Here is a 25,732-nt window from a genome sequence, read left to right as displayed (position 1 = left end):
ATCCGGAGTTGCGGGGTCAAGCGTCCTTCGCAACCGGATCTGCTACAGCGACGCGTCGCTTGGACCGCTGCGGGGCGCCCGCATGGGCTTCCGGGTCCCGTCATCTGGCGAAGGTCAGGAAGGGGTCAGGGACGGTCTCTAAGCGTGACCGTGTAAAGGTCCGCTTCGCTCGCCTCTTGCAGAAGTTCGGTTTAGGTCAGCCCCGTGCCAACTGCAGACCATCGGCAGAACCGTGATTGTCCTTTCATGAGCATAGGGATATCCCGGCGCTTTGTCGCCCTCGGGATGGAGACGCAACCGGCAATCATGCTCTGGCCGCTGAGGGCACCTAGAGACCCCAATCCGCGGAACCACGAAACGTTTGCCCACAAAGTGCCCCAGCGGAACAGATGGCAATCCCAAATGAAAAGGGGGCAATGCCCCTGGATCACCCCCGGCGGTTTCGATCAGGATGACAGCAGCACTGACCGCCAGCGTGACAAAGATGGCAATCCCGATCCCTTCGATCAGGTACTCCACCCTTTCGGTTCCCGGCGGCACCGGGCCGGCACTTGCAGTTGCTGTTATGAGAGGCTGGTCAAATGCAGGCGTCTCCGGCATCTGTGCCCCTCTGGCTGCAGTCCCAACACACAACCGCGGTCGAGCGCGGCAATCCGGCCTTATCCCTGACCCGTCCGCTTCCGCAGCTCGGCAATCTGCCGGACATAGGGTGTGCGGCGCTCGACGTGCCGCTGGCGTACCGTGTCCATGATCATTGCTGTGAGATTAGGTTTGGCCGTCACCCGGATCCGCGCCAACTCGAGCTCATACTCGACATCAATGTTGGCTAACGTCGTGGACAAGATAGCGATGAGTTCAGCAACGCGATTATCGTTCGCAGCCTTGTCCATGGACTTGTGTCCCTCCCTGACGGGTTCTTGAGGCTTCCAAAAGCAAACTTGATCGCGCCCCTCACCAGATCTTCTTCAGGCGAACCTGTTGCGGAAGGGGGGCCAAGTTTCGGGGGTGGCCGCACATCCGTGCCACCCCCTTAGCTCGTTCCTCGATCGATTTGGCGTCTCGCCGCCTCTCTGGGCGGCTCTCTCCCTAAACCGCAGGCATCGTCGCTGCCTGCCATTAACCTGAGATAACTTCTGACCCTAACGGGCACCAGTCGGAGATTCCCTACGGATTGTTCCGTAAAGGCTCAGAAGGCAGCCTCCACAGCATCGGCATGCTGAGCAGTTCAGGCAGGATTGGTCCGGTGAATGACCCCCTTGCTCCCTGCCCCGCTGACTGATGTGAAATCAGATCCGAGCCGTTAGTGACAGGCACTGCATGGATACTATCCTCGCCGGCGAGGCTGGCGTTCAGCCGGAAGCTCTCTCCAGGGGAGTACGTAAAGATCCGTCGTAACCCTACCCATCCCTCAGCACTTGTTAATCCAAGTTGATGCCGGCATCTCTTAGGCCAAGAAGCAAGAACACCAAGAGGAAACTATGCCTGATTATCCCACCGGACCTATCGCATAGCCTCGCCGAGCCTCGACGCCATGATGAGAGAAGTTCTCCATACGCTAGGTGACATCGACTTTGCGGCCGAGGTCGAGCTGGAAAACGTTGAGGTGAGTGCTCGCGAGCCAAAGCTGAAAGTGCACATCAAGAGCAAGATCAAAGCCGCTCATTGGGAGAAGCGCCAGCCATACGTGGACCTGCTGGAAACGCTGCGGCGGCAACAGCACCGCCAGTCTTTCGCTGCCTGAAGGTGTCAACGCTGATCGGTTTGCCTGCTCGAACTTTCCAGAGAGGCTCCATCGTCACCGGCTTGGGGCCGAGAAGGACGGAATAGGCAGGAGTGCAAGCGCAGCCAACTCGTACCGACATCCTCTGTTTGGCACAGATGTGGTCGCTAGCATCATTCACCACTCAAACTGGAAGGAGGAACAATGATCCAGGTTCGTGTAGAGCTGGGCTCCCTGATCAGAGCCTGCGAGGCCGCAGCCCAGACGCACATTCACTATGCGCGGCACGCCCATACCGAGTTCCAGCGTTCGTTCCATGAGCGGCGCGCGGCCGAGGCGCTCCAGAGGGCTCACAGGTATCGACAGGAGCTCCAACAACTCTCCCATGGCAGCTGAGGAGGCCACACGCACCGTGTCGTGCAGGCCGAGAAGGCCGCCGAGCGGGCCAGCCGCGCGCCTTGAGCTTCTCGGGTTCTGACATGAACGCTCTCGGCTCATCGGCCGAGAGCGTGGACGTTTATGAGAGTCCAGAGATCAAATACCTGGTTTTCGACACCTCATCCGCCGGCTTGATCTGCCGCCTGCTGCCGGTTGAGAGGTTTTCGGATCCGCACCTGCGCCGCAGCAGGATTGCAGCTTGTAATGCCCAAGCCCATTGCGGATGTTTAGCGTAATCCAGCTTTACTCTGGTACCGCTCCAGCCAGGGCTGGGCATCTGTGGTCTGACGCCTATAATGCTCACCCAGCACAGGTTTCTTATCATGATGCCCCTGTACTATCTCCACATTCGAAACGGGGACAAGCTCGAGGTAGATCCAGACGGCACAGAGCTGCCCGATCTCGATGCCGCCTTTGCGGAAGCTGTGAAAGTGGCTCGGGAGCTCGTGGACGAAGTGGATGACCTAGTTGTCTGGTGGCGGAACGTTGTTGGGACCAAGTGCGTTGCGCGATTGAGGAGTATGCTTGGCGCTTTGACGGCCTGCGGCGCCGAGCTCCTCATCGCAGGAGGACATGATGCACTCCCTTCATCCGCAAGCCCGCACCACTCCAGCCGTCCGCCAGGAGATTGCCCGCTCATCCGAGCCGACGGGCGTGCTGGCCCAGCGCTTCAGTGTGAGCACCGAGACGGTCCGCAAATGGCGCAAGCGCGGCCCCAAAGACTGTCAGGACCACAGCAGCCGGCCGCACAAGCTGCCCTGGAGGGCCACCGAGGAGGAACGCGCCATCGTCTGCGCCCTGAGGCAGGCCACCGGCTTTCCGCTCGACGATCTGACCTTCGTGGTCACGCATTTCCTGCCGCATCTCAACCGTGATGCGGTCTACCGCATCCTCAAGGCTGAAGGCTTAGGCCGCCTGCCACCGGCGCAGCAGCGCCAGCGCCGGAGCGGCACCTTCAAGGACTACGATCTCGGCTTCGTGCACATGGACATCAAACACCTGCCCAAGCTGAGAACCGCCAATGGCGAGAGCCGCAAACGCTTCCTCTATGTCGCCATCGACCGCTGCTCGCGCTGGGTGCACCTGGCCGTCAAAGACGACGAGCTGGCCATAAGCGCGATTGCCTTCCTCAAAGAAGCGATCCGCGCGTTTCCCTTCAAGGTCACCCACGTGCTCACCGACCGTGGCTCGTGCTTTACCGCTGATGGCTTCGAGGACGCCTGCCACCAGTTGAAGGTGGAGCATCGCAGGACCAAGCCGTATACGCCGCAAACCAACGGTCTCGCCGAGCGCTTCAATGGACGGGTGCAGCGTGAAGTGCTCGGCATCACGATCTACAGCCATGGGGATCTGGAGACGCTGCTCAAGGGCTTCAACCAAGCCTACAACAGAAGACGCCAGCGCGTGCTCAAGGGGCGATCACCGGACGAGGTCGTGCGAAGCCGCTTGGTCGCTGAGCCGAAGCTGGCCAATCGGCGCGCGAAGCCACCCGATCCACACGCTTTGCCTCAAGCCCTCCAGGTCGTCGCTCACGCCAAGGAGGTCTCGCATCCAGACAACTAGTGCGAGAAGCGGTCATCGAGATCGCCGATGGATCTGGGGATACAATTCTTACCGTGCCATTCTCAGACGCGGTCCGACCGCATTAGAGACGCGGGTCGTGCCGTTTCCTATCACCTGTGTGGTCAGCCTTGCCGATCCTGCGGTTTGGACTGCAAGCCGGCTGCAACCGCAATCTGCACCAGCTCGGGCAGGCTCTGAGCGCCCAGCCGCTCCATGATGCGGGCCCGGTGCGCCTCAACCGTGCGCGGGCTGAGCCCAAGGTCTCGTGCAATCGTCTTGTTCGTGCCCCCGGCCAGCAGCCCATCCAGCACCTCCCGTTCGCGCGGCGGCAGCGCCGCAATGAGCGCCTTCACGCGCTCGGTGGCCTGATCCTGCTCGGCCCTCTCGCGGATGGTCGCCTGGGCCGAGGCGAGCGCATCCAGCACCTGTTCAGGTTGATACGGCATGTCGAGGAAATCCACGGCTCCGGCCTTCATCGCCTGAACCCCAACCGCAACATTCCGGCCAGCCTCACCGAGCACAATGACCGGCAGCCCGGCCCGGCGCGCCTTCAGTTCTCTCGGAATCGTCAGCCCGCCGGCTTCGGGGCTGCGCGTATCAAGCACCACGCAGCCTGGCACCAACACCGGCGCCACCGCGAGGAAAGACTGCGCCGAGGCAAAGGATTTCACCTCGTAGCCAGCGCCCTGGAGCAGAAGGCTCAGGTCGCGACGTGAGGCCTCGTCGCCATCCACCACATAGACTATGGAGCCTTCGTGTTGGGTGAGATCCTGGGCGATGCCGCCCACCCGCCGGATCCGTCCCTGCTCATCTCGGATCGGAAAGAACGTGTCACGGATCCAGCGCACACCACCGTCAGGCCGGATGATGTGGTACTCGTGCGTGCCCTCCTCCCCACGTTGGACGCGCTCGAGGGTGGTGCTAGCCCGGTCACGGTCGTCGGGGTGAAGGGCCTTGGCCCAGTGACCCGGATCGCGTAAGGCGACCTCCACAGGCTCGCCCCAGATCGCCTCGTAAGCCGGGCTGACGTACTCCATCTCGTGGGTTTCGAGATCCTGGATCCACAGCACCGTGGAGGAGTGCTCGGCAAACTGCCGGAAACGCTCCTCACTGTGCCGGAGCGCCGTCTCGGCCCGGGCTCGCAGGATCGAGGTCCAGGTGCGCTCGGCCACCTCCTGAATCAGCGATACCTCGTCATCGCGCCAATGGCGCGGCTCGGTGTGATGAACATAGAAAGATGCGACCAGCCGACCGTCCCTGACCAGGGGCGCAATGATGGTTGAGCGCTTTCCCGCCCGGAGGAACTCGGCGGCGACGGGATCTTCCCCGGTGAGCGGATGCGCCAGGGCATCGTCGATGCACACGGTGCGACCCGCCCTCAACTCGTGGTCGATCAGAGGACCAAAGTCACTGATGCGGTGCTCGCCGGTAAAGCTTGGAGTTGTGGCATCGGTCCAGTCGCGCTCAACCGCAAAGGACTCACCACCCTCACTTAGTTCATAGTACCCGGCGCGGTTCGCCCTCAGGTGGCGTCCCAGCATCTCCGCGGCAGTGGCCATGACCTCGCGCGCGCCAGCCACCCCACGTAAGCGTGTGCTCAGATCGACCAGAAACCGAAGCCGCTGCTCAGTGAGCACGCGCTCTGTGGTCTCCTGCAAGATTATCAGAACGCCACCAAGCTGGTCAGCCCCGTCCATGACAGGGCTGACTGAGCCGGTCCACCAGGTCTCCTCGGGGTGGGTTCTTCGCTGCACGATGTCGATGGGCACGTCTTGAACATAGGTCGTCTCGCCACGAAGGGCTCGCGTGACCATCGGCGAAGCGATTTCCCAGATTTCGGACCAAGCCTGCGGCAGAGGTTGCCCGAGTGCCTCCGGTCGGTTCCCGCGTAGCTTGAGGGCGGGGTCATTGTAGAAGGTGATGAGATCCGCCCCCCATGCGAGATAGGTCGCGAATGCAGAGTGGAGCATGTTGCCGAGCGTGATACGGAGCGCTTCCGGCCAGGTTTCGATGGGACCTAGCGGCGAGCCTGACCAGTCATACGCCTGGATTCGGGCCCCCATGGTGCTGCCCATCAAAAATTGCCTCGTGCGCAAGCCGCCGTCTCTCCGTCGTTTGCCATCGACCAGAACCGACCAATCTTGGCGATAAGAGGTCTGGCACCTCCACCAAGGCTATCAGTCGCGCCCATCGGCCCTTCCGCTCCGTTCGAGAACGCCACACTGCTATGACGCAGGGTCACATCGAGCCGATGGAGGGTATTTCTCCGTCGTAGTGTGCCGACATGACAACGCGGATGCGCCCGAATAGATAAACCATTCCGGCACGATTACTTTTGCCCCTACGGGTCGGACCTTGGAGCGCCCCTGGAAGAGAGGGCGCTTTCTTTTTGTAGAGACAGGACCTTTAGGAAACTCGCCTCGCAGATCGCCGAGACTGCTGAGAGCTGAATCTCAGAGGTAAACGCCAGTCCAAGTAGCCACTGCCGCCCTCGACCCATCACGGGTGTCGTCTTGTCAAACGGCAAATGGCCATGCCGAACTGGCCGAGCCTGTCGAGCAGGCGTGCCTTTTCAGACTGCGTGTGCCCGAAGGGCTGCTCTGGGTCAGGAACCGAGATTCCCTGCGCTTTGGGAACGTCCGCTTCGATGAGGATTGCTGCCTTCGAGCTTACGTCTCAGGCGTGCCACTTGCTGACCTTAGCCGATGCCTCCCCGTTCACGGCAGGAGGCTTAGGGCCCCTTCACTTTCTCCCATTGGAAGAGAGCGAACACCGGCGCGGCTCCCAGCATGACGATGAACACTCGAACGATGTGATGAGCGGCCACAAAGGCCACTTCGATGCCAAGGGACAATGCCACGAGGCTCATCTCCGCCAGACCGCCGGGCGAGTAGGCCAACAGCAGCGGGACCTGGCCATAAGATGACACGTGGCTCACGCCGGCCGCGAAGACGGCCGTAATGGTGAGCAGGATCACCGTGGACCCAAGCGACAGCACGAGGATGCGGATGATCTCCCGCGGGGCCGTGCCGGCGAAGCGGCATCCGATGCTTGTGCCCAGCACCAGCTGCGCGACATTGACGATCTCGATGGCGGGAGCAAAGCGCGTCCAGCCGAGGGCGTGGACCGCCGCGCTGACCAGCATGGGACCGAGGAGCAGCCGGGCCGGCAGCCGCAGGAAGTGTCCGAGCAACGCTCCGGCCAGCGCGGTGCCGAGGAGCCATATCTCGTCCCGCAATGGCGTCTCGAATACCGACACGCCGAACTGGGGTCGTGCGCCGAGCGGAGCCCCGCTGATCAGGCGCACAAGAAACGGCAATGTGAGCACGACTAGGAGTACACGGGCCGAATGGACAAGCGCGATAGTACGGGCATCGCCGCCCTTGTCCTCACCGGCGATCACCATCTCCACCAAGCCGCCCGGCATGCCGGCAAAGTAGGCCGTCGGGCGATCAAATCCTGCAACCCGGCGGAAGTAGGTGACGCAGGCCGCGCCGCTGACCGCAATAAAGCCTGCCAAGCCGAGCACCGTCGGGATCCAGTTCCCCACGCTTTCAATGATCTGTGGTGTGAACCCCGTCCCCAGCATCACGCCGATGATCATCGTCATCGGCGGCCGCACGGCGCCAGGCGCGGCAATCGGTGCCCGCACGAGTGAAGCCAGCGTGCACGCCGTCATGGAGCCGAGCATCCACGGCAGGGGCAGACCTGCTCGCGCGAAGATCCACCCCCCGGCTGTGCCAACCAGCAGGGCGGCGATGAACCGGATGTACGGGAACGACGCAGGTGTGAACGTTCGCAACCATCCCTTCAATGCCCCTCGGATCCCAAGCACCTCAACTCACCTCCTCGATCTTGCCGCTCTCAATCAACGCTGTGTCCGCGGCGGATCCGCCGGACCAGCCAAGCCACGCCAATGAGGGCGAACGGAACCGTGAACGCGGTCGCCACATTGGGATCGACGTGGACGCCAGCGGAATGGGCCCCCTCGAACAGGAGATGGGCGAGGCTCGCGACATAGTACGTGATTGCAGCCACCGAGAGCCCCTCGACTGTCTGCTGCAGCCGCAGCTGGGTCCGGGCGCGCTCGTTCATGGTTTCCAGCAGGCTGCGGTTCTGCTGTTCCAGGGCCACATCAACGCGCGCCCGCAGAAGCTGCGCCGCTCTTGCAAGCTTGCGCGACAGGTTGGCCTGCCGCTCCTCCGTCGAGGCGCAGGTGCGCATGGCAGGGTTCAGCCGGCGGGAAAGGAAACCGGACCAGCTTTGCATTCCCGGCACTAGGCGCTCGCCAATGGCGTTCAGGCGCAGGCGAACGAGCTCGTCGTAGGCGCGTGTGGCGCCGAAGCGATAGAGGCTGGCGGCTGCGCCGGCCTCCAGTTCCGCCGCAAGCGCCGTGATGCGGTTGAGCAGGCGGTGGTTGGCCTCGAAGTCGTCGCTCTCCTGCATCTGCCGCAACAGATCCGGCAGCTCAACCTCGATCCGGCGTATCACCGGGGCCAGCGTCTGGGCTTCAGGCAGTCCAAGAAGGGCAAATGTCCGGTAGGTCTCAATTTCGAGCACCCTTTGCACCAAGGCTCCAGCCTGTTCGGGTGTCAGGCCGCGGTTGATGATCAGGACCCGCACCCAGCCATGGGCCTCGGGCTTGAAATCCGTTGCGATGAGGGCCTTACCCTGCTCCGCTTCCGAGGCTGCGATCTGCGTCTGGCCGAAGACCTCCTGCAACCCAGTTCGGATGGCGCCGTCCGGAACGAGATGGAGGTCGACGGCGACGAGAAGCCGACCCGGTGGTGGAAGTTGCGGCAGTTGGCTCAGGAAGGAATTGGCCGATGGATGGAACGGCTCCGCGGCAGCATGGCCAGGCCTCGCCAACTCCCAGGTGCACGTGGTAAACTCCGAGTGGCTCTCCCACACCAGAACTCCTTCCGGCGTGTCGATGCGCGTGTGCTTCGCGTCGGTTGCAGGATTTGGAAAGCCGCAGCGCGCGCAAAGGTCGATGAGGGCGTCACGATGGGCAGCCGCCGCCTCCGCGCTGTTCACATAGGCGAGATGCAGAAGCCGTGTCGGGGTTTCAACGGGAGAGAATGGGCGGGCATGAACTTCAGCAAGAACGCGCGCCCGCAGCGGGTGGATCTCCGAACTTTGGATCACGCGGCTCCTCCCGTCAGTCATGATGCAGTTGTCCGGCTGCACCACGGCAACAAGGCCTTGAGATGGCGTTCGCTCAGAACCCGGTGAGCACTTCGGACGTATGCTCAACCACGGGCGGAGCCTCGAAGCAGTGCGAGACCAGCTTTCGCCACTCGGCAAATCCCTCCGAGTTTCGGAAGTGAACCATGTGGTCCTCCACCGTGTCCCAGCCGACGACGAGCCGGTAGTTGCTGGAGTTCTCAATCGAGCGATGGAGCTTCAGGCTCCTGCACCCCCTGGCCTTCTGAAACACCGGAGCCGCCTTGGCCACGCCTGCCTCGAACTCGGACTCCATTCCCGCCTTGACGGTGATCGCCGCCACTTCCCAGATCACGTTGAATTCTCCCTATGTGGTCAGTGTTGAGATGAGTACCCCGGTGACATCGGCAGCGACACCTTCACTGGAAGCTGTTCCTCCAACCAAGCCCTGCCTCCGTCGTGGCCGCCGGCATATATTCAAGCCCAATCGACCCCGCGTAGTTTGCTGCGTCGAGCGCTTCAAACAGACCGCCAAAGTCGATGGTCCCGGTCCCTGGCTCGTGCCGGCCAGGATGATCGGCAATGTGAACGTGGGCGATGCGGCCGTGGTGCTCCTGGACGAAGGCAACCGGATCAATCCCTGCGTTCGCCGCATGAAATGCATCAAACAGCATGGAAAGATTGGGCGCTCCAATCTCCTCGATCGCCTGCAACGCAAGATAGGGATCGTCCATCATGTAATTGGCGAGGGTGGCCGCGCCGATGGGCTCGATCAATACCGACATCCGGGCTGCCTCGGCAGCCTTGCAGGCTGACTCCACGTTCCGGAGGTAGGTCGGCCAGACCTCCTCCCGGTTCATGTCGTTGGGCAGGACACCAGACATGACATGGACGAAGCGGCTGCCGATCTGCATAGCGTAGTCGAGGCCCTTCCTGACACTGGCCTCGAAATCCAGCTCTCGGCCCGGGAGGCACGCGATGCCCTTCTCTCCACGGCTGGCATCCCCTGCCGGAAGTGCCATTTGGGCAAAGGTCAACCCATGCTCCTCACAGAGGCTCCTTACCCGCTCCGCCGGCAGGCCATAGGGACTTGGATGCTCCACCTCTATGAAACCGGCTTGGCGTGCCGCCGCGAACCGCTTCTCCAGTGGCATCTCTGCAAACAGGTAGCCCAAGTGTGCACTGTATCGAATCATCGAAGGAGCCCCGTCCTTTAGCCTGCAACGGATTGGTGCGCTTCGATGATCGCTCTGTCGAACGGCAGCATAGACTCGGTGCCGGTCTTCCGTGCCAGATCGACGAGATCGGTGATCGTATCGTCAGGAAGACGAAGTCCCGCGCGACGGTTCCTAGCGTCGTTCCGGGCCTCCAACTCGCCCGGATACACGACCTCGTCGAAACCTTTGGCCAGAGGCACGGACTTCAACTCGGAAATGAGCTCTTCCATCCGGCCGTTGAATTCCTGCAGCGGCTGGAAGGCCTCGATGTTCATGACGATCATGAGATGCCCGACGCCGCCGGGATGCTCGGCCTGGTAGGGACCAGTCACCCCTTTGCCGAACTGGCTTCCGCTCAGAATGCCCGAGAGCATGTCCATCATGACCGAGATGGCATACCCCTTGTGCTCGGCCATCGGCAGCGTGACGCCACGCAGGGCCTCGACCGGATCGGTGGTCGGCTCCCCGTCCGCGTTGATGGCCCACCCGGTTGGAATGGGAAGACCCTTCTGCCGGGCCAGATAGATCTTGCCCCGGGCCACGGCGGTGTTGGCGATATCCAGAACCATCGGCGCGTGCCGGCCGGCGGGGGCGGCCCACGACCAGGGATTGGTCCCGACGGTCTTCTCCCGCCCTCCCCAGGGGGCCATGGCAGGGCTTGCGTTGGTAGAGAGGAACGCCACGCATCCCTCGGCGGCTGCCATCAGCGTGAAATACATCGCCGTGCCGAAATGGTTGGAGTTGCGCAGCGCCACAACGCCAACCCCGTGGGCCTTTGCCCGGCGAATGGCATCCCGCGCGGCCAGCGCCGTCAGAACCTGACCCATTCCATCTCGTCCATCCAGCACCGCCACAGCGCCGGCGTCCGTAACGAACTCAGGCTCGGCGACAGGCTTGACGACACCCGCCCTGAGACGGGCCGTATACCAGGACAGGCGCATGACGCCGTGGGACTGATGCCCCCAGAGGTCGGCCTGAACAAGGGTGTCGGCGGCCAGCCGGGCATCGGCCTGCGGCATGCCCGTGGATGCATAGACGGCTGTCGCGAAATCGCGGAGGCGGTCGCCTGAAACCAGGTTGTTGCTCGTCATATCTCTGCTCTCAAATCTGTTCGGTAACGAATGGTCTTGTGGCCTGCCGCTGCACCCGCGGCTTGAGCAGGCAGGGAATGTCAGTGCGATGTCGCCGTGCCTTCGGGATCGCCGACCCGGCGGCTGCGCAGGATCACTGGGATCAGCACCAGCAGAGCGGCGATCACGAGCAGGGACAGCGCGATCGGGTGGGTGACGAACACGCTGAGGTCACCCTGGCTGATGGTCAGCGCGCGGCGGAATTGCTGCTCCGCCAGAGGACCTAGGATCAGGCCGACGACGCATGGCGCAACCGGCACGTCGAGCACGCGCATCCCGAAGCCAAGGAGGCCGATCACCCACAGGATCACGAGGTCGACCAAGTTGTTGTTGAGGGTATAGGCGCCCATGGTCGCGAAGATCAGGATGCCTGCATAAAGCCACGGCCTCGGGATTTCGAGGAGCTTCACCCACACACCGGCCATCGGCAGGTTCAGCACCAGCAGCAGCACGTTGCCGATATAGAGGCTGGCGATCAGGCCCCACACGAGCGTGGGATTGCTGTCGAACAGCAGCGGTCCGGGCTGGATGCCGTATTGCTGGAAGGCAGCCAGCATGATGGCGGCCGTGGCGGAGGTCGGCAGGCCGAGCGCCAGCAGCGGGGCCAAAACCCCTGCGGCCGAAGCGTTGTTGGCCGCTTCCGGACCGGCAACGGCCTCGATGGCGCCATGCCCGAATTCCTCCGGATGCTTCGACAGCCTCTTTTCGGTCAGGTAGGACAGGAAGGTCGGGATCTCGCTTCCGCCGGCCGGCAACGCACCAATCGGAAAGCCCAGCAGGGTGCCGCGAAGCCATGGCTTCCAGGAGCGGCTCCAATCCTCGCAGCTCATCCACTTGGAGCCCTTCAGGGCGTACATCTCTTCCTTCTCGAAGCGATGGCGCGAAACCGCAAACAGGGTTTCCCCGACGGCGAACAGTCCCACGGCGACGACCACGACGTCGATGCCATCCAGAAGTTCGGCGATGCCCAGCGTGAAGCGTGCCTGGCCGGTCTGCAGGTCGATGCCCACGAGACCCAACGCGAGGCCGATGAACAGACTTGCAAGACCCCGGGGAAGCGAGTCGCCCAGCACCGCAGTGACTGTGGTCAGCGCCAGGACCATGAGGGCGAAGTACTCGGCCGGCCCGAACATCAACGCGAGTTTGACCATCAGGGGTGCGACAAACGTCAAGGCGCCTGTGGCGATGGTCCCGGCCACGAACGACCCGATGGCGGCCGTGGCAAGCGCCTGCGCTCCACGTCCTTTCTTGGCCATCGCGTGCCCGTCGAGCGCGGTGACAATCGAACCTGACTCGCCCGGCGTGTTGAGGAGGATGGAGGTTGTCGATCCGCCATACATGGCGCCGTAGTAGATGCCCGCGAACATGATGAAGGCGCTGGTCGGCTCAAGATTGTAGGTGACGGGCAGGAGCAGGGCGACCGTCAGGGCAGGCCCGATGCCCGGCAGCACGCCGATGGCCGTCCCGACCGTCACGCCGACGGCGGACCACAACAGGTTGTAAGGCGTCAGGGCGACGGAGAAGCCATGGCCCAAGGCTGCGAGCGTTTCCATAGGTAATGCCCTTGAATGCGTTTTGCGGCTTCGGACCGGCGAGACGGTCCGCCCGAATGGATCAACAAAATGTCACTCGGTAGCCTCGCCCGAACCCAGCACCCGCTCAAACAACGAGCCTGTGGGGAGGTTCAGATCAAGGCCGTAGTCAAAGACGGCGAAGGTCAGTGCGGTGAGCGCAAGCCCGAACGCCGCATTGAGAACATGCCGCCGGCTGCCAAAGGCGCGGGCCACCAGCATGAAGAGCAAAGTGCCTGCGGGGATCCAGCCGACAGCTTCCAGAAGCAGGATCTGAAGGACCAACGCTCCGGCAACCAGAGCCACCGCTGGCCAGTCGAGTTCCAGGCCTCCTTCGTGGGCGATGTGGCCGGCCAGCGCCTCCCGAAGGAGGCTCAGCCCGACCACGATCAGCCCGGTCGCCACGAGCCCCGGGAAGAGCTTGGGACCAACCGCGGACGATGCCACCGTCTCGGGCATCGACCACGTCTGGATCGCGACGAACAATCCGAGGGCGAGCACCCCCAACCCCAGCACGATCTCACCCCGACGAAGGCTTCGTTCCGTTGTCATCGCTCTCATCTCCCCATGGGCTCGCGGCGGTTTGGCATCACTTCAGGATGCCGGCATCCTTCAGGGCGCCCTCGATCTGCTGCTGCTGCTGCTTGAGGAACGGGCCGAACTCCGCGGTGGGCTGGTAGGTGTCGATCCAACCGCGCTTTTCCAGCGCTGCCTTCCACGCCGGGCTCTTGACCATGGTCGCGAGCATCTCCGAGATCGCCTTCTTGTCCACCTCACGGGTTTCCGGGTGGGTCATGATCCCGCGCCAGTTGACCAACGAGACATCCACGCCGGCCTCCTTCAGGGTGGGCACGTCGAACCCTGGGATGCGCTTGTCCGCCGAGATGGCAAGGGCGCGGACTTGGCCAGCCTGAATTTGCGGACGGAACTCCTCGACGCCGCTCACGCCGACCGTCGCATGCCCACCCAGGGTGGAGGCCATCACCTCACCGCCGCCAGCGTGCACGACGTAGTTGACCTTCGTGGGGTCGACGCCGGCAGCCTTCGCGATGAGGCCGACCAGCACGTGGTCGAAGCCGCCGATAGAGCCGCCGGCCCAGGATACCGATCCCGGGTTCGCTTTCATTTTGGCGACGAGGTCCGCTATCGTCTTGATGTCGGAGTTCGCAGGCACGACGATCACGTCGGACTCGCCCATGAGCCGGGCCACGGGGGTCGTCTGATCCAACGTGATGGCGGACTTCGTGGTCAGAACACCACCGACGAGGGCGAAGCCGACGATCATGATGGTGGGATTGCGCTTCTTGCCCGTGACGTACTGCGACAGCCCGACGGTGCCGCCGCCGCCGGCGACGTTTTGCACCTGAATGCCCGAAGCGAGCTTCTCGTCCTGAAGGACGGTCTGGATGGTGCGGGCGAGCTGGTCGTAGCCGCTGCCGGGTCCGCTCGGCGCCATGATCTCAAGGCCCTTGACTTCCGCTTGGGCAGCCCCGGCCCCAAGCATGATGGCGGCTGCCGTGACGGCCATGAACTTCGAGAACGAACGGCGGTAGATCGACGTCATTTCAGTGTTTCCTCTCTGAACATTTTACAAGTTTGCTGATCATGTGCCCGGCGGTTGTCCTCCCCGGGTCGTTGTTTTGGATGGTTCTGGCGGCACGCATTCCGCTTCCGCGCCGCCGTCGAGCAGGACCTACTTGGCGCCGTGTTCGGCGTCGATGGTCCGCGTGTCGCCGGTCGCGATGATGGTCCGCGTGGCGTCCACGGACGCATAGGTCCAGAAGATGCGCATCGGCTCGGTGTCCGAGGCGTTCCTGAAGAAGTGCGGGACGTCGGCCGGGATCCAGGTGGTGTCCAGCGGACCGAGAGCATGCTCCACCCCGTCGATCACCGCGATGGCGTGCCCTTCGAGGATCATCACGCTTTCCTCGCAGTTGTGCTTGTGCAGCGGGATCTGGGCACCGCCCTCGAAGGCCGTGATGCCGTTGATGAGGCTGGTCGACCCGACCCTGCGGGTGACGAGCGGCGTCGTGCGGGCGCCGCCGCCCCGCTCGCGCGGGGTGATCTCGGAAGGACGCAGGATGGCGCCGGTTGGTTGTGTGTTGCTCATGGTGGATGTCCTTGGCAGCCAGTTATTCGGATTGGGTGACTTTGGTCGCTACCTTCGCGGGGCCGATCCAAAGCGTCTTGTTGTTGGTGAACTCGCGGATCCCGAGGGCACCGAGCTCGCGGCCATAGCCTGACCGCTTGATGCCGCCGAAGGGCAGCGCGGGCTGGGAGGCGACCATGCCGTTGATGAAGACCGCGCCTGCTTCAATGTCTCGCGCGAACTCACGGGCCTTTGCGACATCCTTTGTCCAGAGCGAAGCGCCCAGACCGAACTCGGTGTCGTTGGCGAGCCTGACCGCCTCATCGGCGTTCTTCACGCGAATGACCGCGGCCACCGGCCCGAACGTCTCCTCACGGAAGGCAGTCATCTCGGGCGTGACGTGGTCGATCACCGTCGGGGGATAATAGAAGCCGTCCCCGTCCAGGATCTCGCCGCCCATTTTCAGCGTCGCGCCAGCATCCAGGGTGCGCCTGACCTGATCGTGCAGGCCGGCACGCAGGTTGGCGCGGGCCATAGGGCCGATGGCCGTGTCGGCTTCCATCGGATCACCGACCTTCAGCTTCCCGACGCCCTCACAGAAGGCGGCGATGAACCGGTCCGCGACAGCCTCCTCGACAATGAAGCGCTTGGCGTTGACGCAGCTCTGGCCGACGTTGATGTAACGGGCCTTGACTGCAACAGCGGCGGCTTCCTCGATATCCGCGTCGGCGAGCACGATGAACGGATCGGAGCCCCCGAGTTCGAGCACCTGCTTCTTGAGCGCCTTGCCCGCCTGGGAGGCGACAATGGCGCCGACCTCGGTTGAGCCGGTCAAGGTCACGGCAGCAATTCTGTCATCGGCGATGATGCCCGCGACCTGATCGGGCTGGATCAGAAGGGTGCGGAACAGCCCATCGGGGCAGCCTGCCTCCCGCACGACCTCCTCAATGGCCAAAGCGCACTGCGGCACGTTGTTGGCATGCTTGAGGATTGCTCCGTTGCCAGCGGCCAGCGCCGGCGCTAGAAACCGGAACAGCTGCCAGAACGGGTAGTTCCACGGCATGATCGTCAGAACGATGCCAAGCGGGTCATAGACAATCGCGCTTTCCGAGGCATTCGTGGCGACCAGCTCGTCCGCCAGGTAACGCGGAGCGTGCTCGGCATAGAAGTCACAATTCCAGGCACACTTCTCGATCTCGGCCTCGGACTCGACGAGCGGCTTGCCCATCTCCTCCGTGATCATACGGGCATACTTGTCCTTGCTGGCCCGCAAAGCCGCGGCCATGCGGTTCAGCAGCGTGACGCGTTCGGTGATCGGAACCTTGCGCCAGGCAGCCTGTGCCTTCGCGGCGGCCGCCAATGCTGCGTCGACTTCAGCAGGCGTATGCTCCTCGAAGCGGGCGATTTCCTTGCCGATCGTTGGATTGATCGAAACAATCATTCTGTGATTCCTCGTAATGGAGCGTTGGCCGGGCTTAGGCTGCCTTGTTGGAGCCGCTCTCGGCAGCGATGGCCGTGCACACGGCCTCTGCGAAGGCATCGGTGTTGAGTGAGCCTCCGATGTCGCGCGTGCGGGTCGCCGGATTGTCCAGGACCCTCTCAACGGCAGATTCGAGAAGAGCAGCCGCCTTCTTCAGCTTTTCGTTGTCATCGCGGCGCCCACGCCAGTCGAGGAGCATCGCAGCTGACAGAATTAGCGACGTTGGATTGGCGATATTCTTTCCGGCGATGTCAGGGGCGGAACCATGCTGAGCCTGAGCGACGCAGACGGACTCGCCTGCGTTGATGGCCCCTCCCAAGCCAAGGCTTCCCGACAACTCCGAAGCCTCGTCGGAGAGGATGTCGCCGAACATGTTGGTGGTGACGATCACGTCAAACCGGTCAGGGGTGCGGATGAGATGGGCGGCCGCCGCATCGACGATCAACTCCTCCAGCTGAACGTCCGGATAGTCTTGGGCCACTTTGCGGACCTCGCGTAGGAAGAGGCCGTCCGAGAGTTTGACCACGTTGGCTTTATGGACGGCGGTGACCTTCTTCCGCCGGCCCTGGGCCAATTCGAAGGCTGCCTGAGCCACTCGCGACGAGGCCTTGGCGGTGATCTTGCGGATCGAGAACGCCATGTCGGGATCAGGCATGAATTCGCCGCTGCCTGCGAACATGTTGCGATCCGAGTAAAATCCTTCCGTGTTCTCCCGGACGATCACCAAATCCATGGGCTTGCGCAAGATCGTCAGCCCCTCGCGCGAGCGGCAGGGGCGTACGTTGGCATAGAGCTCGAACTTGACGCGAAGCTCGCCAGAAGGGTTGATGCCGCCCTCCTGTCGTGACGGATACTCATAGTGCGACACGGGTCCGAGGATGACACCATCCATCTGCGGGATGCGCTCCATGATTGCGTCAGGCAAAGTCGTACCCTGTGACTTCAGCGAGGCCAGGCCGATGTCATGTTGCTCGAAGCTGAGGCCAAGACCGACCTGCACGTCGACGACCTGGAGCACTTTGATCGTGGCGGCGGTGATTTCAGGGCCAATCCCATCACCGGGGAGAACAAGGATTTTCATTTCAGCAGCCTTCCAAGAATGGTTTTGGGCAATGAAGCCGGATCTTCGCGTCACTCGGCTTTCAGTCCGGTCTGTTTAGCGATCTGGGCGTACTTCTCGCTTTCGGTTTTCACGAAGGCGGAGAACTGATCGACGGACATCGGCGTCACGTCCGCACCTTCCGACAGAAGTCGTTCGTTGATGTCGGGTTGGGCGAGGATCTTGTTAATCTCCCCATTGAGGCGCGTGACGATGTCTTTCGGTGTGCCGCGCGGCGCGAAGAAGCCAATCCACAGCGTGATGTCGAACCCCGGTGCGTTGATCGCCTCGGCCACGGTCGGCACATCGGGCGCACTCGCGCTGCGCTTCTCCGATGAGACCGCCAGAAGCTTCATGTTGCCGGACCTAACGTTCGGCATCGCGGCCGGAAGTCCCGGGAAATACAGGTCGACGTGGCCGCCCAAGATGTCGTTCAGTGCCGGGCCGGCCCCCTTGTAGGGAACATGGGTCATGCTGCCTTGGGTCTTCAATCTGAGGAGTTCGCCGGCGAAGTGGCTTGGCGTGCCTGCACCGGCTGAAGCATAAGAGAGCCCCTTCTGGGAGGACTTTGTCCCGGCGACGAGCTCCGCTAGGGTCGAGTAAGGCGACTTGGCCGGCACGACCAATCCAAGCGGCACAATGGCCCCGAGGGAGACCGGCATGAGGTCCTTATCGGGATTGTAGTTGAGGCCCTTGAGGAGATGCGGGTTGATTGCAATCTCAGCGCTTTGTCCGACGAGGATGGTATGTCCGTCTGGCTCGGCGCGCGCCACGCCACTGGCGGCGATACCGCCGCTGGCGCCGGCGCGGTTTTCAACCACAACGGACTTGCCAAGAGACTCGGAAAGCTTCTGCGCAACCAGACGCGCGATCACATCGCCGGTTCCGCCCGCGGCATAGCCGACCACGAAGGTGATGTTGCGGGTGGGATAGGTCTGGGCCGCTCCCGGGGAAACGAGCCCGACGAGCCCCGCCGAGAGCAATACTGCTCCTGCAAGCTTCCGAAGGGCCGCCGCCCTGAATAAAGTTTTGCCAATCATGTCGTCCTCCCAGAGTTCACTGTTGTCAGGCCCCCCGGCCCAGCTGTGATCATGCGAAGTCGAAGAGCTCGGCCGCATTGTCGACCAAGATACGGTGGTGCCGAGCGGGATCCCCTGCCCACTCGGCGAGCAGGTCGAGCACGTGCGCATCGTCGATCTGCTGGAACGGCTCGATATCAGTGGGTTGGCGCGCAGCCCTCTCAGCGAGGCCCCCGGTGTGGGGCCAGTCCGACGCCCAAACGAGGCGCTTGTGGTTGGCCTCGATCAGCGCCTCCGCGATTGGGCGAATGTCGCTGAATGAGGGCTTATCTTGGGAGGCGCGGTAAACGCCGGATAGCTTTACCCATACGGCACCGGTACGAAGCAGTTCCGTCAGGGCTCGGAAGCCGTACTGCTCGACGCCCAGAGCCGCCTTGGCCCCACCGAAGTGATCTAGGATGAGTGGAACCCGCAACTGGGCGATGTCGTCGGCCATGTCGGCGATGAGCTTCAGGTCGGCGTAGACTTGTACAGCAAGCCCAAATGACATCACGCGCTCAGAAATCGCGGAGATGACGCTGAGAGCGAGTCCCGAGCTCCGCTCGCCCTTGGACTCAAGATTGACCCGGACGCCGCGCACACCGGACTTGTGGAGATCCTGAAGCGTCACATCGCTCACGGTCTCGGGATCGATGACAGCCACACCGCGGGCCACGTCAGGCCCCAGGGTTGCGAGGGCGGAGAGAAGGCACCGGTTGTCGGTGCCGTAGACGCTCGGCTGGACGAGCACAACGCGGCTAATGCCAAGGCTTTTCCGAACGAGATCGAGTCCCTCAACGGTTGCTGCACCCGGCGTGTACGTCCTGTCCGGCGCATACGGGAAGTGTTCGGGGTGGAAGACATGGACGTGGCAGTCGCATGCGCCCGGCGGAACAGCAAAGCGGGGCTGTCTGGTCCTCCAAGACACATCGCTGGGCTGAGCCAAACCAGGAGCGGCCGCAGCGGGGGTGTGCATCTTTAAAGCGTTGCGATGGACGCTCTCAGGCATGTTTTCCTCTCTTGGCCGCAACTCTTGTATGGTTTTTTGGACTTACAAAATACCCGATAAAGAATTTTTTGGTATTATGCAAGCATGAAAAACCATGTATGGTTGGATTTATCAGTTGGACTGTGGCAGAAGGGGACGGTCACTTGAGCAGCCAGTGGACCATGCAGCCGACACCACTCATCACCCAGCTTGCCAACCGGATCGTTGAGCACATGCGATCCGAAGGGCTTGGAGAGGGCGAGCGCTTGACCGAGCGGAAGCTGGCGGAGTTGTTCCGCGTTTCGCGATCACCTGTCCGAGGCGCCCTGCGCCTGCTTGAAGAGGCGGGCATCGTTCGTCCAACCGAGCGTGGCGGCTTCGTCATCGCAAAGCCTGAGGGCATGCTCCCTGCGGCCCTTGAGGCGTCATCGACGGATGATGACGAGCAGGTCTATTTCCAGATCGCGGACGACAGGCTCAACGGCCGGCTCACGGAGAGGATCACCGAGAACGAACTGCTGCGCCGCTACGGTCTCACCCGAGGACGCCTGATGCGAATTCTTCGGCGTATCGCAAACGAGGGCTGGATTGAGCGTCTCCCCGGACACGGCTGGGCCTTTCTCCCCGTGCTGACGTCCCTTCAGGCCTACGAGGACAGCTACCGCTTTCGCCTTCTGATCGAACCGGCGGCAATCCTGGAGCCCCGCTTCACCCTGAACCGCCCTGCCCTGGAGCGTTGCAGGGAGCAGCAGCAGTGGCTCATCGACGGGGGGATCTGGGAGGTCTCGGATGCAAAGCTCTTCGAGCTGAATAGCGGCATGCACGAAACCATCATCGAGTGCAGCCAGAACAGCTTCTTCATCGACGCCCTGAAACGGATCGACCGCGTTAGGCGATTGATCGACTATCGGCAAATGCTCGACCGCGAGAGCGCGATTGGCCGCTGCCGGGAGCACGTCCATCTGCTAGACCTTTTGCTCGCAGATAAAAGGATCGAAGCGTCAGAGTTCATGAGGCAACACCTCACGGAGCTAAGCACGCTGAAGACGGCCGTTCGGACCAAGCGCCAGGAAAAGGCGCCTCAAGATCTCCAGAACAAACGAGCGGCGGCAGAATAACAGCCTGCGGCTGTCACACGCCCCTTGAGATATGTGGCCGACCAGCTCCGCGCGAGTTCCACCCGGCAGGATCATCGGGCCCATTCATTATTCCGGCATAAATTAAAGAGACTTTGATGACCGATTTACTCTCGCTTCCAAAGGATAAGATCCGGGCTCTCCTGCTGGAAGGTGTCAACAATAGTGCCGTCGACCTGATGCGGGCGGCGGGCTACACAAACCTGACCTATCTCAAGACGGCCTTGGACGAGGACGCGCTGAGGGAGGCCCTGCAAGGTGTCCATCTGCTTGGCATCCGCTCGCGGACGCAGCTAACCAGGACGGCTTTTGCGTCCGCCGACCGCCTCATCGCGGTTGGTTGCTTCAGCGTCGGCACGAACCAAGTAGATCTCGATGCCGCACGCCTGGCCGGCATACCGGTGTTCAACGCGCCTTTCTCCAACACCCGCAGCGTGGCGGAACTCACGCTGGGCGAGATCATCATGCTCTTCCGACGCGTGTTTCTGAAATCGACGTCAGCCCATGCTGGCGGCTGGGACAAGTCGGCAGCCGATAGCCATGAGGTTCGCGGCAAGACGCTCGGCATCGTGGGCTACGGCAACATCGGCTCTCAGCTCTCGTACTTGGCCGAAGCCATGGGCATGAGGGTCATCTTCTATGATCAAACCGACAAACTGCGGCACGGCAACACGGAGCCGACCGCCAGCCTCCACGACCTCCTGAGCCAGAGTGATGTGGTAAGCCTGCACGTGCCCGAGACGCCCGACACGCATGGCATGATCGGTGCCGCAGAAATCGATGCGATAAAGAAGGGTGCATTCCTGATCAACAACAGCCGGGGCACCGTGGTCGATCTCGACGCCCTCGCGGCAGCGTTGAAGAGTGGCCATCTGCGTGGAGCCGCTGTCGACGTGTTCCCAGTCGAGCCCCCCTCTAACAAGGAGCCGTTCCAATCGCCTCTACAAGGCCTCGACAACGTGATCCTCACCCCGCACATCGGTGCCTCCACCCAGGAGGCGCAGGAGCGGATTGGGGAGGAAGTTGCCAGAAAGCTCGTCGATTTCTCGGATGTCGGCTCAACGATTGGCGCAGTGAATTTCCCGCAGGTGCAGCTGCCGCGCCGACCGGCGGGCACGCGCTACATCCACATCCATCAGAACGTGCCCGGCATGCTCGGGCGCCTCAACCAAGCCTTCTCAGATCGCAGCCTCAACATCACGGCCCAGCATCTGCAGACCGACGGGGAACTCGGCTACGTGGTGATTGAGGCGGAAGGGGACCCTGGGCAGAGCCAAGGTGCTCTTGAGGAGATCCGCTCGATGGAGGGGACGATCCGAGCCCGGCTCCTGTATTAGGACGAGACAAAGCTCGCCTCGCAGCGAAGCTCAATTCAGGAAGATTACTGTCGAGAGACCCCGCCGAGCAGATACGACATGTGTACTCCAGGCTAAGGTCTGCTCAGAGTCAAAAGACGACATTAGCTCGCGGAGGCAAGAAATCTTCGGACCACGGGCTCGATTTTGGTATTGTCGGCTTGAGCAGCCGTGAGCGATCCGAACCCGCGAGGAAACTGCCGTGGACGAGCTGGAGCGCTGGCTGGCGCCACTAGGCTTGGCACAGCTCGCGCCCGTGTTGCGGGCGAACGATGTCGATTTCGAAGTTCTGCCCGAACTGAACGAGGCGGACCTGGAGAAGCTCGGTCTCTCGCTTGGCCAGCGCAAGAAGCTGCTGAAGGCGGTGGCGAGCCTGCCGGCCCCCTCAGCGCGAACAGCCCCCAACGCGACACTGGCGCCAAGCCAGATCCCCGCGTCTTCGGCCGAGCGGCGCCAGCTGACCGTGATGTTTTGCGACTTGGTCGGCTCGACGGCCCTCGCGTCACGGCTCGATCCCGAGGACCTACGTGAAGTGATTGGCGCGTATCAGCGCTGCGTTGCCGTGACGGTTGCCCGCTTCGACGGCTTTGTTGCCAAATACATGGGCGATGGGGTCTTGCTCTACTTCGGATACCCGCAGGCGCACGAGGACGACGCGGAGCGGGCGGTGCGGGCGGGACTGGCGCTGGTGGAGGCCGTCGGCCGGGTGCAGGCGGCGGAACCGCTGCGAGTTCGCGTCGGCATTGCCACTGGTCTGGCGGTCGTGGGCGATGTCATCGGCACAGGGGCTGCACAAGAGCAAGCGGTCGTCGGCGAGACGCCGAATCTGGCGGCGCGACTGCAGACCATGGCTGATCCTGATGCGGTGGTGATCGCTCAGAGCACCCACCAACTGGTGCACGGCCTGTTCGAGCTAACGGATCTCGGCCGTCACGACCTCAAGGGTTTTGGAGAACCGGTGCAGGCCTGGCGGGTGCTGGGCCAAAATCGCAGGCGGGACCGGTTCGAGGCGCGGCACGCCAGAGGCGTAACGCCACTGGTTGGCCGGGAGCATGAGCTCGGTCTTCTGCTCGATCGCTGGCAGCAGGCCAAGGAGGGCGACGGGCAGGTTGTTCTGTTGTCGGGCGAGCCTGGGATCGGCAAGTCCCGTCTCGTCCGCGCCCTGCGCGAGCGGCTCGTCAACGAGCCCTATACGCCGCTCAGCCATTTCTGCTCGCCTTTCCACCAGACCAGCGCACTCTACCCGATCATCGATCTGTTCGAGCGCGCCGCCGGGCTCTCCCGCGATGAGGCGCCCGAGCGAAGCCTCAGTAAACTGGAGGCGCTGCTGGCTCAGGCAACGACCGATGTGGCGAAAGCTGTGCCTCTGACTGCCATCCTGCTGTCGATCCCAGGGGGAGAGCGCTATCCGGCCCCGAACCTGACGCCGCAGCGGCAGAAGGAGGAGACCTTCGGCGTGCTGCTGGCTCAGCTCGCCGGGTTGGCAACCAATCAGCCGGTGCTGACCCTGTACGAGGATGTGCACTGGGCCGATCCGACCACGCTCGAGCTGCTCGACCGACTCATCACGCGCGTGCAGCGCCTGCCGGTGCTTGTGCTGATCACGTTTCGCCCCGAGTTCATCCCTCCCTGGCATGGCCAGGCGCACGTTACGTCGCTGACTCTTAACCGCCTCAGCCGCACCCGGGGCGCATCGATGGTGGCCGACTTGACCGGCGGCAAGGCGCTGCCGTCGCAGGTGCTGATCGAGATTCTGGCGAAGACTGACGGGGTGCCGCTGTTTATTGAGGAGCTGACCAAGACGGTGCTCGAAACGGGGCTGCTCCAGGACGAGGGTGAGCGCTACGCGCTCGCCGCCCCGCTGCCGACGCTGGCGATCCCGACGACGCTGCGCGACTCGCTCATGGCCCGGCTCGACAGACTAGGGGGCGTCAAGGAAGTGTTGCAAGTCGGCGCTGCCATCGGCCGCGAGTTCGGCTACGAGCTGCTCGCCGCGGCCACGCCGCTGGACGAAACCGAGCTGCAAGACGCCCTGCGTCGGCTGACCGAGGCTGAGCTCGTTTTTGCGCGAGGTACACCACCGAATTCGAGCTACATGTTCAAGCACGCGCTCGTGCGTGATGCTGCATACGAGAGCCAGCTCAAGAGCAGGCGCAAGCAGCTTCACGCCCGCATTGCCCAGGCCCTGGAGCAGCGCTTCCCCGAGACAGCAGAGGCGAAGCCGGAAGCGCTCGCCCGCCACTTCTGCGAGGCCGGGCTGGTCGACAAAGCGGTGCAGTATGGGCTCAAGGCCGGGCAGCTGGCGATCCGGCGCTCGGCTATGGCCGAGGCCATCGCTCACATCACCACAGCGCTGAACCTCCTTGCCAGCCTTCCGGAGAGCGCTGAGCGCTCAGAGCGAGAAATCGATCTCCAGATCGCCCTCGGCGGAGCATTGATCGCTGCGAAAGGCCACGCCGCGCCAGAGACCGGTCGGGCCTATGCCCGCGCGCGCGAGCTCTGCCGGCAGGTTGGCGACCTGGGCCGGTTATCTCCCCTGATGTTCGGACAGTGGGTGTTCCATATGGTCCGCGCCGAACACGTCGCGGCGCAGGAGATTGCCGAAGAGCTGCTCCGCGCCGCCAAGCGGGATGGCGATGCGGCTGGTCTGATGGTCGGCCACCGCGCGGCCGGGATCAGCTCGCTCTGGCAAGGTGCCCTCATCGCAGCGCGTGAGCACCTGGAACGGACGCTTGCATTATACGACCCGGAGCGACACCGGCCGCTCGCCAATGTCTATGTCTACGATCCACGGCTCGCGGGTCTAGCTGGGCTGGCTTTTGCCCTGTTTCAGCTGGGCTTTCCAGAGCAAGCCGTCGCGCGTTGCCGCGAGGCGGTCGACGACGCCGAGCGACTATCGCATCCTACCGGTTTGGCCTATGCCCTTCAGCACGCGTGCATGTTGGACCAGGTCCGCGGGGACGCTCTGGGCGTCGGGCAGCACGCTGCAGCCTTAGTTGCGCTTGCGGCCGAGCATGGTTTTCCTCTCTGGCACGCGTTGGGTGTGGCTTTCGACGGCTGGGCGCTGGTCCAGCAGGGTCGAGTGGCGGAGGGAATTGCCCAGATCGAAGCCGGCCTCCACGCCTATCGGGCGACGGGTTCCGCGCTTTTCGTTCCTTACTTCTTTGCCCTTCAGGGCACGACATGCGCCGCTGCCGGGCGAGCAGCTGAGGCCCAACGCCTGCTCGCGGCAGCTGTGGATGCTGGGAGCGCGAGCGGCGAGCGCTGGTTCGAGGCGGAGTTGTATCGGCTCAAAGGGGAGCTGCTGGTCTCAGCCGCCGGGGATCGAGCCACGGCCGAAGCTTGCTTTATCCATGCGATGGCCGTGGCCCGCGAGCAGAGCGCCAAGCTTTGGGAACTCCGCGCCGCCACGAGCCTTGCCCGGCTTTGGGCCGCGGAGAGCCGGCAGGCCGAAGCCCGCGAACTCCTCGCGCCCGTCTACGGCTGGTTCATGGAAGGTTTTGACACACCTGACCTGCGGGAGGCCAAGGCGCTGCTTGATGCGCTTTCGTGATACATTTCGTAATGTCAATCGGTGCGAGGAGTGAACCCTGATCGGCGTCGCACCGGAATGTCGGCTCAGGGTCGGGACTGTGCGAAAAGGACGGACGCTTACGCAACAGGAAAAAGCGGCAGCCTGGGGATGTCGGAATTGAGCATTTCCATAACGCTGACGGGCCACT

21 protein-coding genes and 1 pseudogene are annotated in these 25,732 nt (G+C 63.0%); 7 read left to right on the top strand and 15 right to left on the bottom strand.

Translation table 11 applies throughout. The annotated features are described in order from the left end of the window. Nucleotides 1–659: 659 nt before the first annotated feature. The gene (locus JO965_RS33975; protein WP_203446407.1) at nt 660–890 is read right to left on the bottom strand and encodes a hypothetical protein; all 231 of its coding nucleotides are present in this window, start codon (nt 888–890) and stop codon (nt 660–662) included. Between the two features lie 641 nt (nt 891–1,531). On the opposite strand from JO965_RS33975, the gene JO965_RS33970 reads away from it, so the two are divergent. From JO965_RS33970 to JO965_RS33960, 4 genes and pseudogenes are all read left to right on the top strand, one after another. Next, nucleotides 1,532–1,741, top strand: a complete 210-nt coding sequence (locus JO965_RS33970) for a hypothetical protein (protein ID WP_203446406.1) — start codon at nt 1,532–1,534, stop codon at nt 1,739–1,741. 183 nt (nt 1,742–1,924) lie between these two features. Next, the gene (locus JO965_RS33965; RefSeq protein WP_203446405.1) at nt 1,925–2,116 is read left to right on the top strand and encodes a hypothetical protein; all 192 of its coding nucleotides are present in this window, start codon (nt 1,925–1,927) and stop codon (nt 2,114–2,116) included. A 338-nt stretch (nt 2,117–2,454) separates the two neighbouring features. Then, nucleotides 2,455–2,604, top strand: a pseudogene (locus JO965_RS49690) (hypothetical protein); the annotation flags it as partial. A gap of 130 nt (nt 2,605–2,734) precedes the next feature. Then, nucleotides 2,735–3,721 (top strand): IS481 family transposase, encoded by a 987-nt coding sequence (locus JO965_RS33960; RefSeq protein ID WP_203444133.1) that lies wholly within the window; start codon nt 2,735–2,737, stop codon nt 3,719–3,721. Between the two features lie 122 nt (nt 3,722–3,843). Here the strand turns inward: JO965_RS33960 and JO965_RS48420 are convergent, their stop codons facing one another. From JO965_RS48420 to JO965_RS33890, 14 genes are all read right to left on the bottom strand, one after another. After that, the gene (locus JO965_RS48420) at nt 3,844–5,796 is read right to left on the bottom strand and encodes a PAS domain-containing protein (RefSeq protein WP_246777170.1); all 1,953 of its coding nucleotides are present in this window, start codon (nt 5,794–5,796) and stop codon (nt 3,844–3,846) included. A 656-nt stretch (nt 5,797–6,452) separates the two neighbouring features. After that, nucleotides 6,453–7,523 carry an AbrB family transcriptional regulator gene (locus JO965_RS33950; protein ID WP_246777169.1) on the bottom strand — a complete coding sequence of 357 codons (1,071 nt, stop codon included), beginning with the start codon at nt 7,521–7,523 and terminating at the stop codon, nt 6,453–6,455. 62 nt (nt 7,524–7,585) lie between these two features. Continuing rightward, on the bottom strand, nt 7,586–8,890 hold the full coding sequence (locus tag JO965_RS33945; protein ID WP_203446404.1) for a DUF3422 family protein: 1,305 nt from the start codon (nt 8,888–8,890) through the stop codon (nt 7,586–7,588). A 52-nt stretch (nt 8,891–8,942) separates the two neighbouring features. Further along, the gene (locus JO965_RS33940; RefSeq protein ID WP_203446403.1) at nt 8,943–9,242 is read right to left on the bottom strand and encodes an antibiotic biosynthesis monooxygenase; all 300 of its coding nucleotides are present in this window, start codon (nt 9,240–9,242) and stop codon (nt 8,943–8,945) included. Between the two features lie 64 nt (nt 9,243–9,306). Further along, nucleotides 9,307–10,083: a hydroxypyruvate isomerase family protein gene (locus JO965_RS33935; protein ID WP_203446402.1), complete on the bottom strand. Its 777-nt coding sequence runs from the start codon at nt 10,081–10,083 to the stop codon at nt 9,307–9,309. 17 nt (nt 10,084–10,100) lie between these two features. Beyond that, on the bottom strand, nt 10,101–11,195 hold the full coding sequence (locus JO965_RS33930; RefSeq protein WP_203446401.1) for an Ldh family oxidoreductase: 1,095 nt from the start codon (nt 11,193–11,195) through the stop codon (nt 10,101–10,103). An 80-nt stretch (nt 11,196–11,275) separates the two neighbouring features. Next, nucleotides 11,276–12,787, bottom strand: coding sequence for a tripartite tricarboxylate transporter permease (locus JO965_RS33925; RefSeq protein ID WP_203446400.1), 1,512 nt, complete (start codon nt 12,785–12,787; stop codon nt 11,276–11,278). 72 nt (nt 12,788–12,859) lie between these two features. Then, a complete protein-coding gene (locus JO965_RS33920; RefSeq protein WP_203446399.1) occupies nt 12,860–13,357 on the bottom strand; it encodes a tripartite tricarboxylate transporter TctB family protein in 498 nt (165 codons plus the stop codon). 37 nt (nt 13,358–13,394) lie between these two features. After that, nucleotides 13,395–14,369: a tripartite tricarboxylate transporter substrate binding protein gene (locus tag JO965_RS33915; RefSeq protein WP_203446398.1), complete on the bottom strand. Its 975-nt coding sequence runs from the start codon at nt 14,367–14,369 to the stop codon at nt 13,395–13,397. A gap of 129 nt (nt 14,370–14,498) precedes the next feature. Continuing rightward, a complete protein-coding gene (locus JO965_RS33910) occupies nt 14,499–14,915 on the bottom strand; it encodes a cupin domain-containing protein (RefSeq protein ID WP_203446397.1) in 417 nt (138 codons plus the stop codon). Between the two features lie 22 nt (nt 14,916–14,937). Then, nucleotides 14,938–16,335 carry an NAD-dependent succinate-semialdehyde dehydrogenase gene (locus JO965_RS33905; RefSeq protein WP_203446396.1) on the bottom strand — a complete coding sequence of 466 codons (1,398 nt, stop codon included), beginning with the start codon at nt 16,333–16,335 and terminating at the stop codon, nt 14,938–14,940. 34 nt (nt 16,336–16,369) lie between these two features. Then, on the bottom strand, nt 16,370–17,455 hold the full coding sequence (locus JO965_RS33900; RefSeq protein WP_203446395.1) for an isocitrate/isopropylmalate dehydrogenase family protein: 1,086 nt from the start codon (nt 17,453–17,455) through the stop codon (nt 16,370–16,372). 50 nt (nt 17,456–17,505) lie between these two features. After that, complete coding sequence (locus JO965_RS33895) at nt 17,506–18,513, bottom strand: tripartite tricarboxylate transporter substrate binding protein (RefSeq protein ID WP_203446394.1); 1,008 nt, start codon at nt 18,511–18,513, stop codon at nt 17,506–17,508. A gap of 49 nt (nt 18,514–18,562) precedes the next feature. Beyond that, nucleotides 18,563–19,540 carry an amidohydrolase gene (locus JO965_RS33890; RefSeq protein ID WP_203446393.1) on the bottom strand — a complete coding sequence of 326 codons (978 nt, stop codon included), beginning with the start codon at nt 19,538–19,540 and terminating at the stop codon, nt 18,563–18,565. Nucleotides 19,541–19,683: 143 nt separating this feature from the next. On the opposite strand from JO965_RS33890, the gene JO965_RS33885 reads away from it, so the two are divergent. The 3 genes from JO965_RS33885 to JO965_RS33875 all read left to right on the top strand — a co-directional run bounded on the left by JO965_RS33885 (nt 19,684) and on the right by JO965_RS33875 (nt 25,563). Next, nucleotides 19,684–20,637 carry a GntR family transcriptional regulator gene (locus JO965_RS33885; RefSeq protein WP_371826985.1) on the top strand — a complete coding sequence of 318 codons (954 nt, stop codon included), beginning with the start codon at nt 19,684–19,686 and terminating at the stop codon, nt 20,635–20,637. A 116-nt stretch (nt 20,638–20,753) separates the two neighbouring features. Beyond that, the gene (gene serA, locus JO965_RS33880) at nt 20,754–21,992 is read left to right on the top strand and encodes a phosphoglycerate dehydrogenase (protein ID WP_203446392.1); all 1,239 of its coding nucleotides are present in this window, start codon (nt 20,754–20,756) and stop codon (nt 21,990–21,992) included. A 220-nt stretch (nt 21,993–22,212) separates the two neighbouring features. Continuing rightward, complete coding sequence (locus JO965_RS33875) at nt 22,213–25,563, top strand: adenylate/guanylate cyclase domain-containing protein (RefSeq protein ID WP_203446391.1); 3,351 nt, start codon at nt 22,213–22,215, stop codon at nt 25,561–25,563. The last annotated feature ends 169 nt before the right edge of the window (nt 25,564–25,732 follow it).

This window comes from Microvirga sp. VF16 (assembly GCF_016864375.1).
GTDB lineage: Bacteria > Pseudomonadota > Alphaproteobacteria > Rhizobiales > Beijerinckiaceae > Microvirga.
The sequence above is the reverse complement of the archived record's forward strand: the minus strand, read 5'-3'. Positions and strand labels throughout refer to the sequence as shown.

What these genes read in the sequence shown, in the direction of transcription:
- JO965_RS33965 (WP_203446405.1), top strand. Translation starts at nt 1,925, where the DNA reads ATGATCCAGGTTCGTGTAGAGCTGGGCTCCCTGATCAGAGCCTGCGAG.
- JO965_RS33960 (WP_203444133.1), top strand. Translation starts at nt 2,735, where the DNA reads ATGCACTCCCTTCATCCGCAAGCCCGCACCACTCCAGCCGTCCGCCAG.
- JO965_RS33905 (WP_203446396.1), bottom strand. Translation starts at nt 16,335, where the DNA reads ATGATTGTTTCGATCAATCCAACGATCGGCAAGGAAATCGCCCGCTTC.
- JO965_RS33895 (WP_203446394.1), bottom strand. Translation starts at nt 18,513, where the DNA reads ATGATTGGCAAAACTTTATTCAGGGCGGCGGCCCTTCGGAAGCTTGCA.
- JO965_RS33910 (WP_203446397.1), bottom strand. Translation starts at nt 14,915, where the DNA reads ATGAGCAACACACAACCAACCGGCGCCATCCTGCGTCCTTCCGAGATC.
- JO965_RS33935 (WP_203446402.1), bottom strand. Translation starts at nt 10,083, where the DNA reads ATGATTCGATACAGTGCACACTTGGGCTACCTGTTTGCAGAGATGCCA.
- JO965_RS33945 (WP_203446404.1), bottom strand. Translation starts at nt 8,890, where the DNA reads ATGACTGACGGGAGGAGCCGCGTGATCCAAAGTTCGGAGATCCACCCG.
- JO965_RS33915 (WP_203446398.1), bottom strand. Translation starts at nt 14,369, where the DNA reads ATGACGTCGATCTACCGCCGTTCGTTCTCGAAGTTCATGGCCGTCACG.
- JO965_RS33930 (WP_203446401.1), bottom strand. Translation starts at nt 11,195, where the DNA reads ATGACGAGCAACAACCTGGTTTCAGGCGACCGCCTCCGCGATTTCGCG.
- JO965_RS33900 (WP_203446395.1), bottom strand. Translation starts at nt 17,455, where the DNA reads ATGAAAATCCTTGTTCTCCCCGGTGATGGGATTGGCCCTGAAATCACC.
- JO965_RS33920 (WP_203446399.1), bottom strand. Translation starts at nt 13,357, where the DNA reads ATGACAACGGAACGAAGCCTTCGTCGGGGTGAGATCGTGCTGGGGTTG.
- JO965_RS33925 (WP_203446400.1), bottom strand. Translation starts at nt 12,787, where the DNA reads ATGGAAACGCTCGCAGCCTTGGGCCATGGCTTCTCCGTCGCCCTGACG.
- JO965_RS48420 (WP_246777170.1), bottom strand. Translation starts at nt 5,796, where the DNA reads ATGGGCAGCACCATGGGGGCCCGAATCCAGGCGTATGACTGGTCAGGC.
- JO965_RS33970 (WP_203446406.1), top strand. Translation starts at nt 1,532, where the DNA reads ATGATGAGAGAAGTTCTCCATACGCTAGGTGACATCGACTTTGCGGCC.
- JO965_RS33890 (WP_203446393.1), bottom strand. Translation starts at nt 19,540, where the DNA reads ATGCCTGAGAGCGTCCATCGCAACGCTTTAAAGATGCACACCCCCGCT.
- JO965_RS33975 (WP_203446407.1), bottom strand. Translation starts at nt 890, where the DNA reads ATGGACAAGGCTGCGAACGATAATCGCGTTGCTGAACTCATCGCTATC.
- serA (WP_203446392.1), top strand. Translation starts at nt 20,754, where the DNA reads ATGACCGATTTACTCTCGCTTCCAAAGGATAAGATCCGGGCTCTCCTG.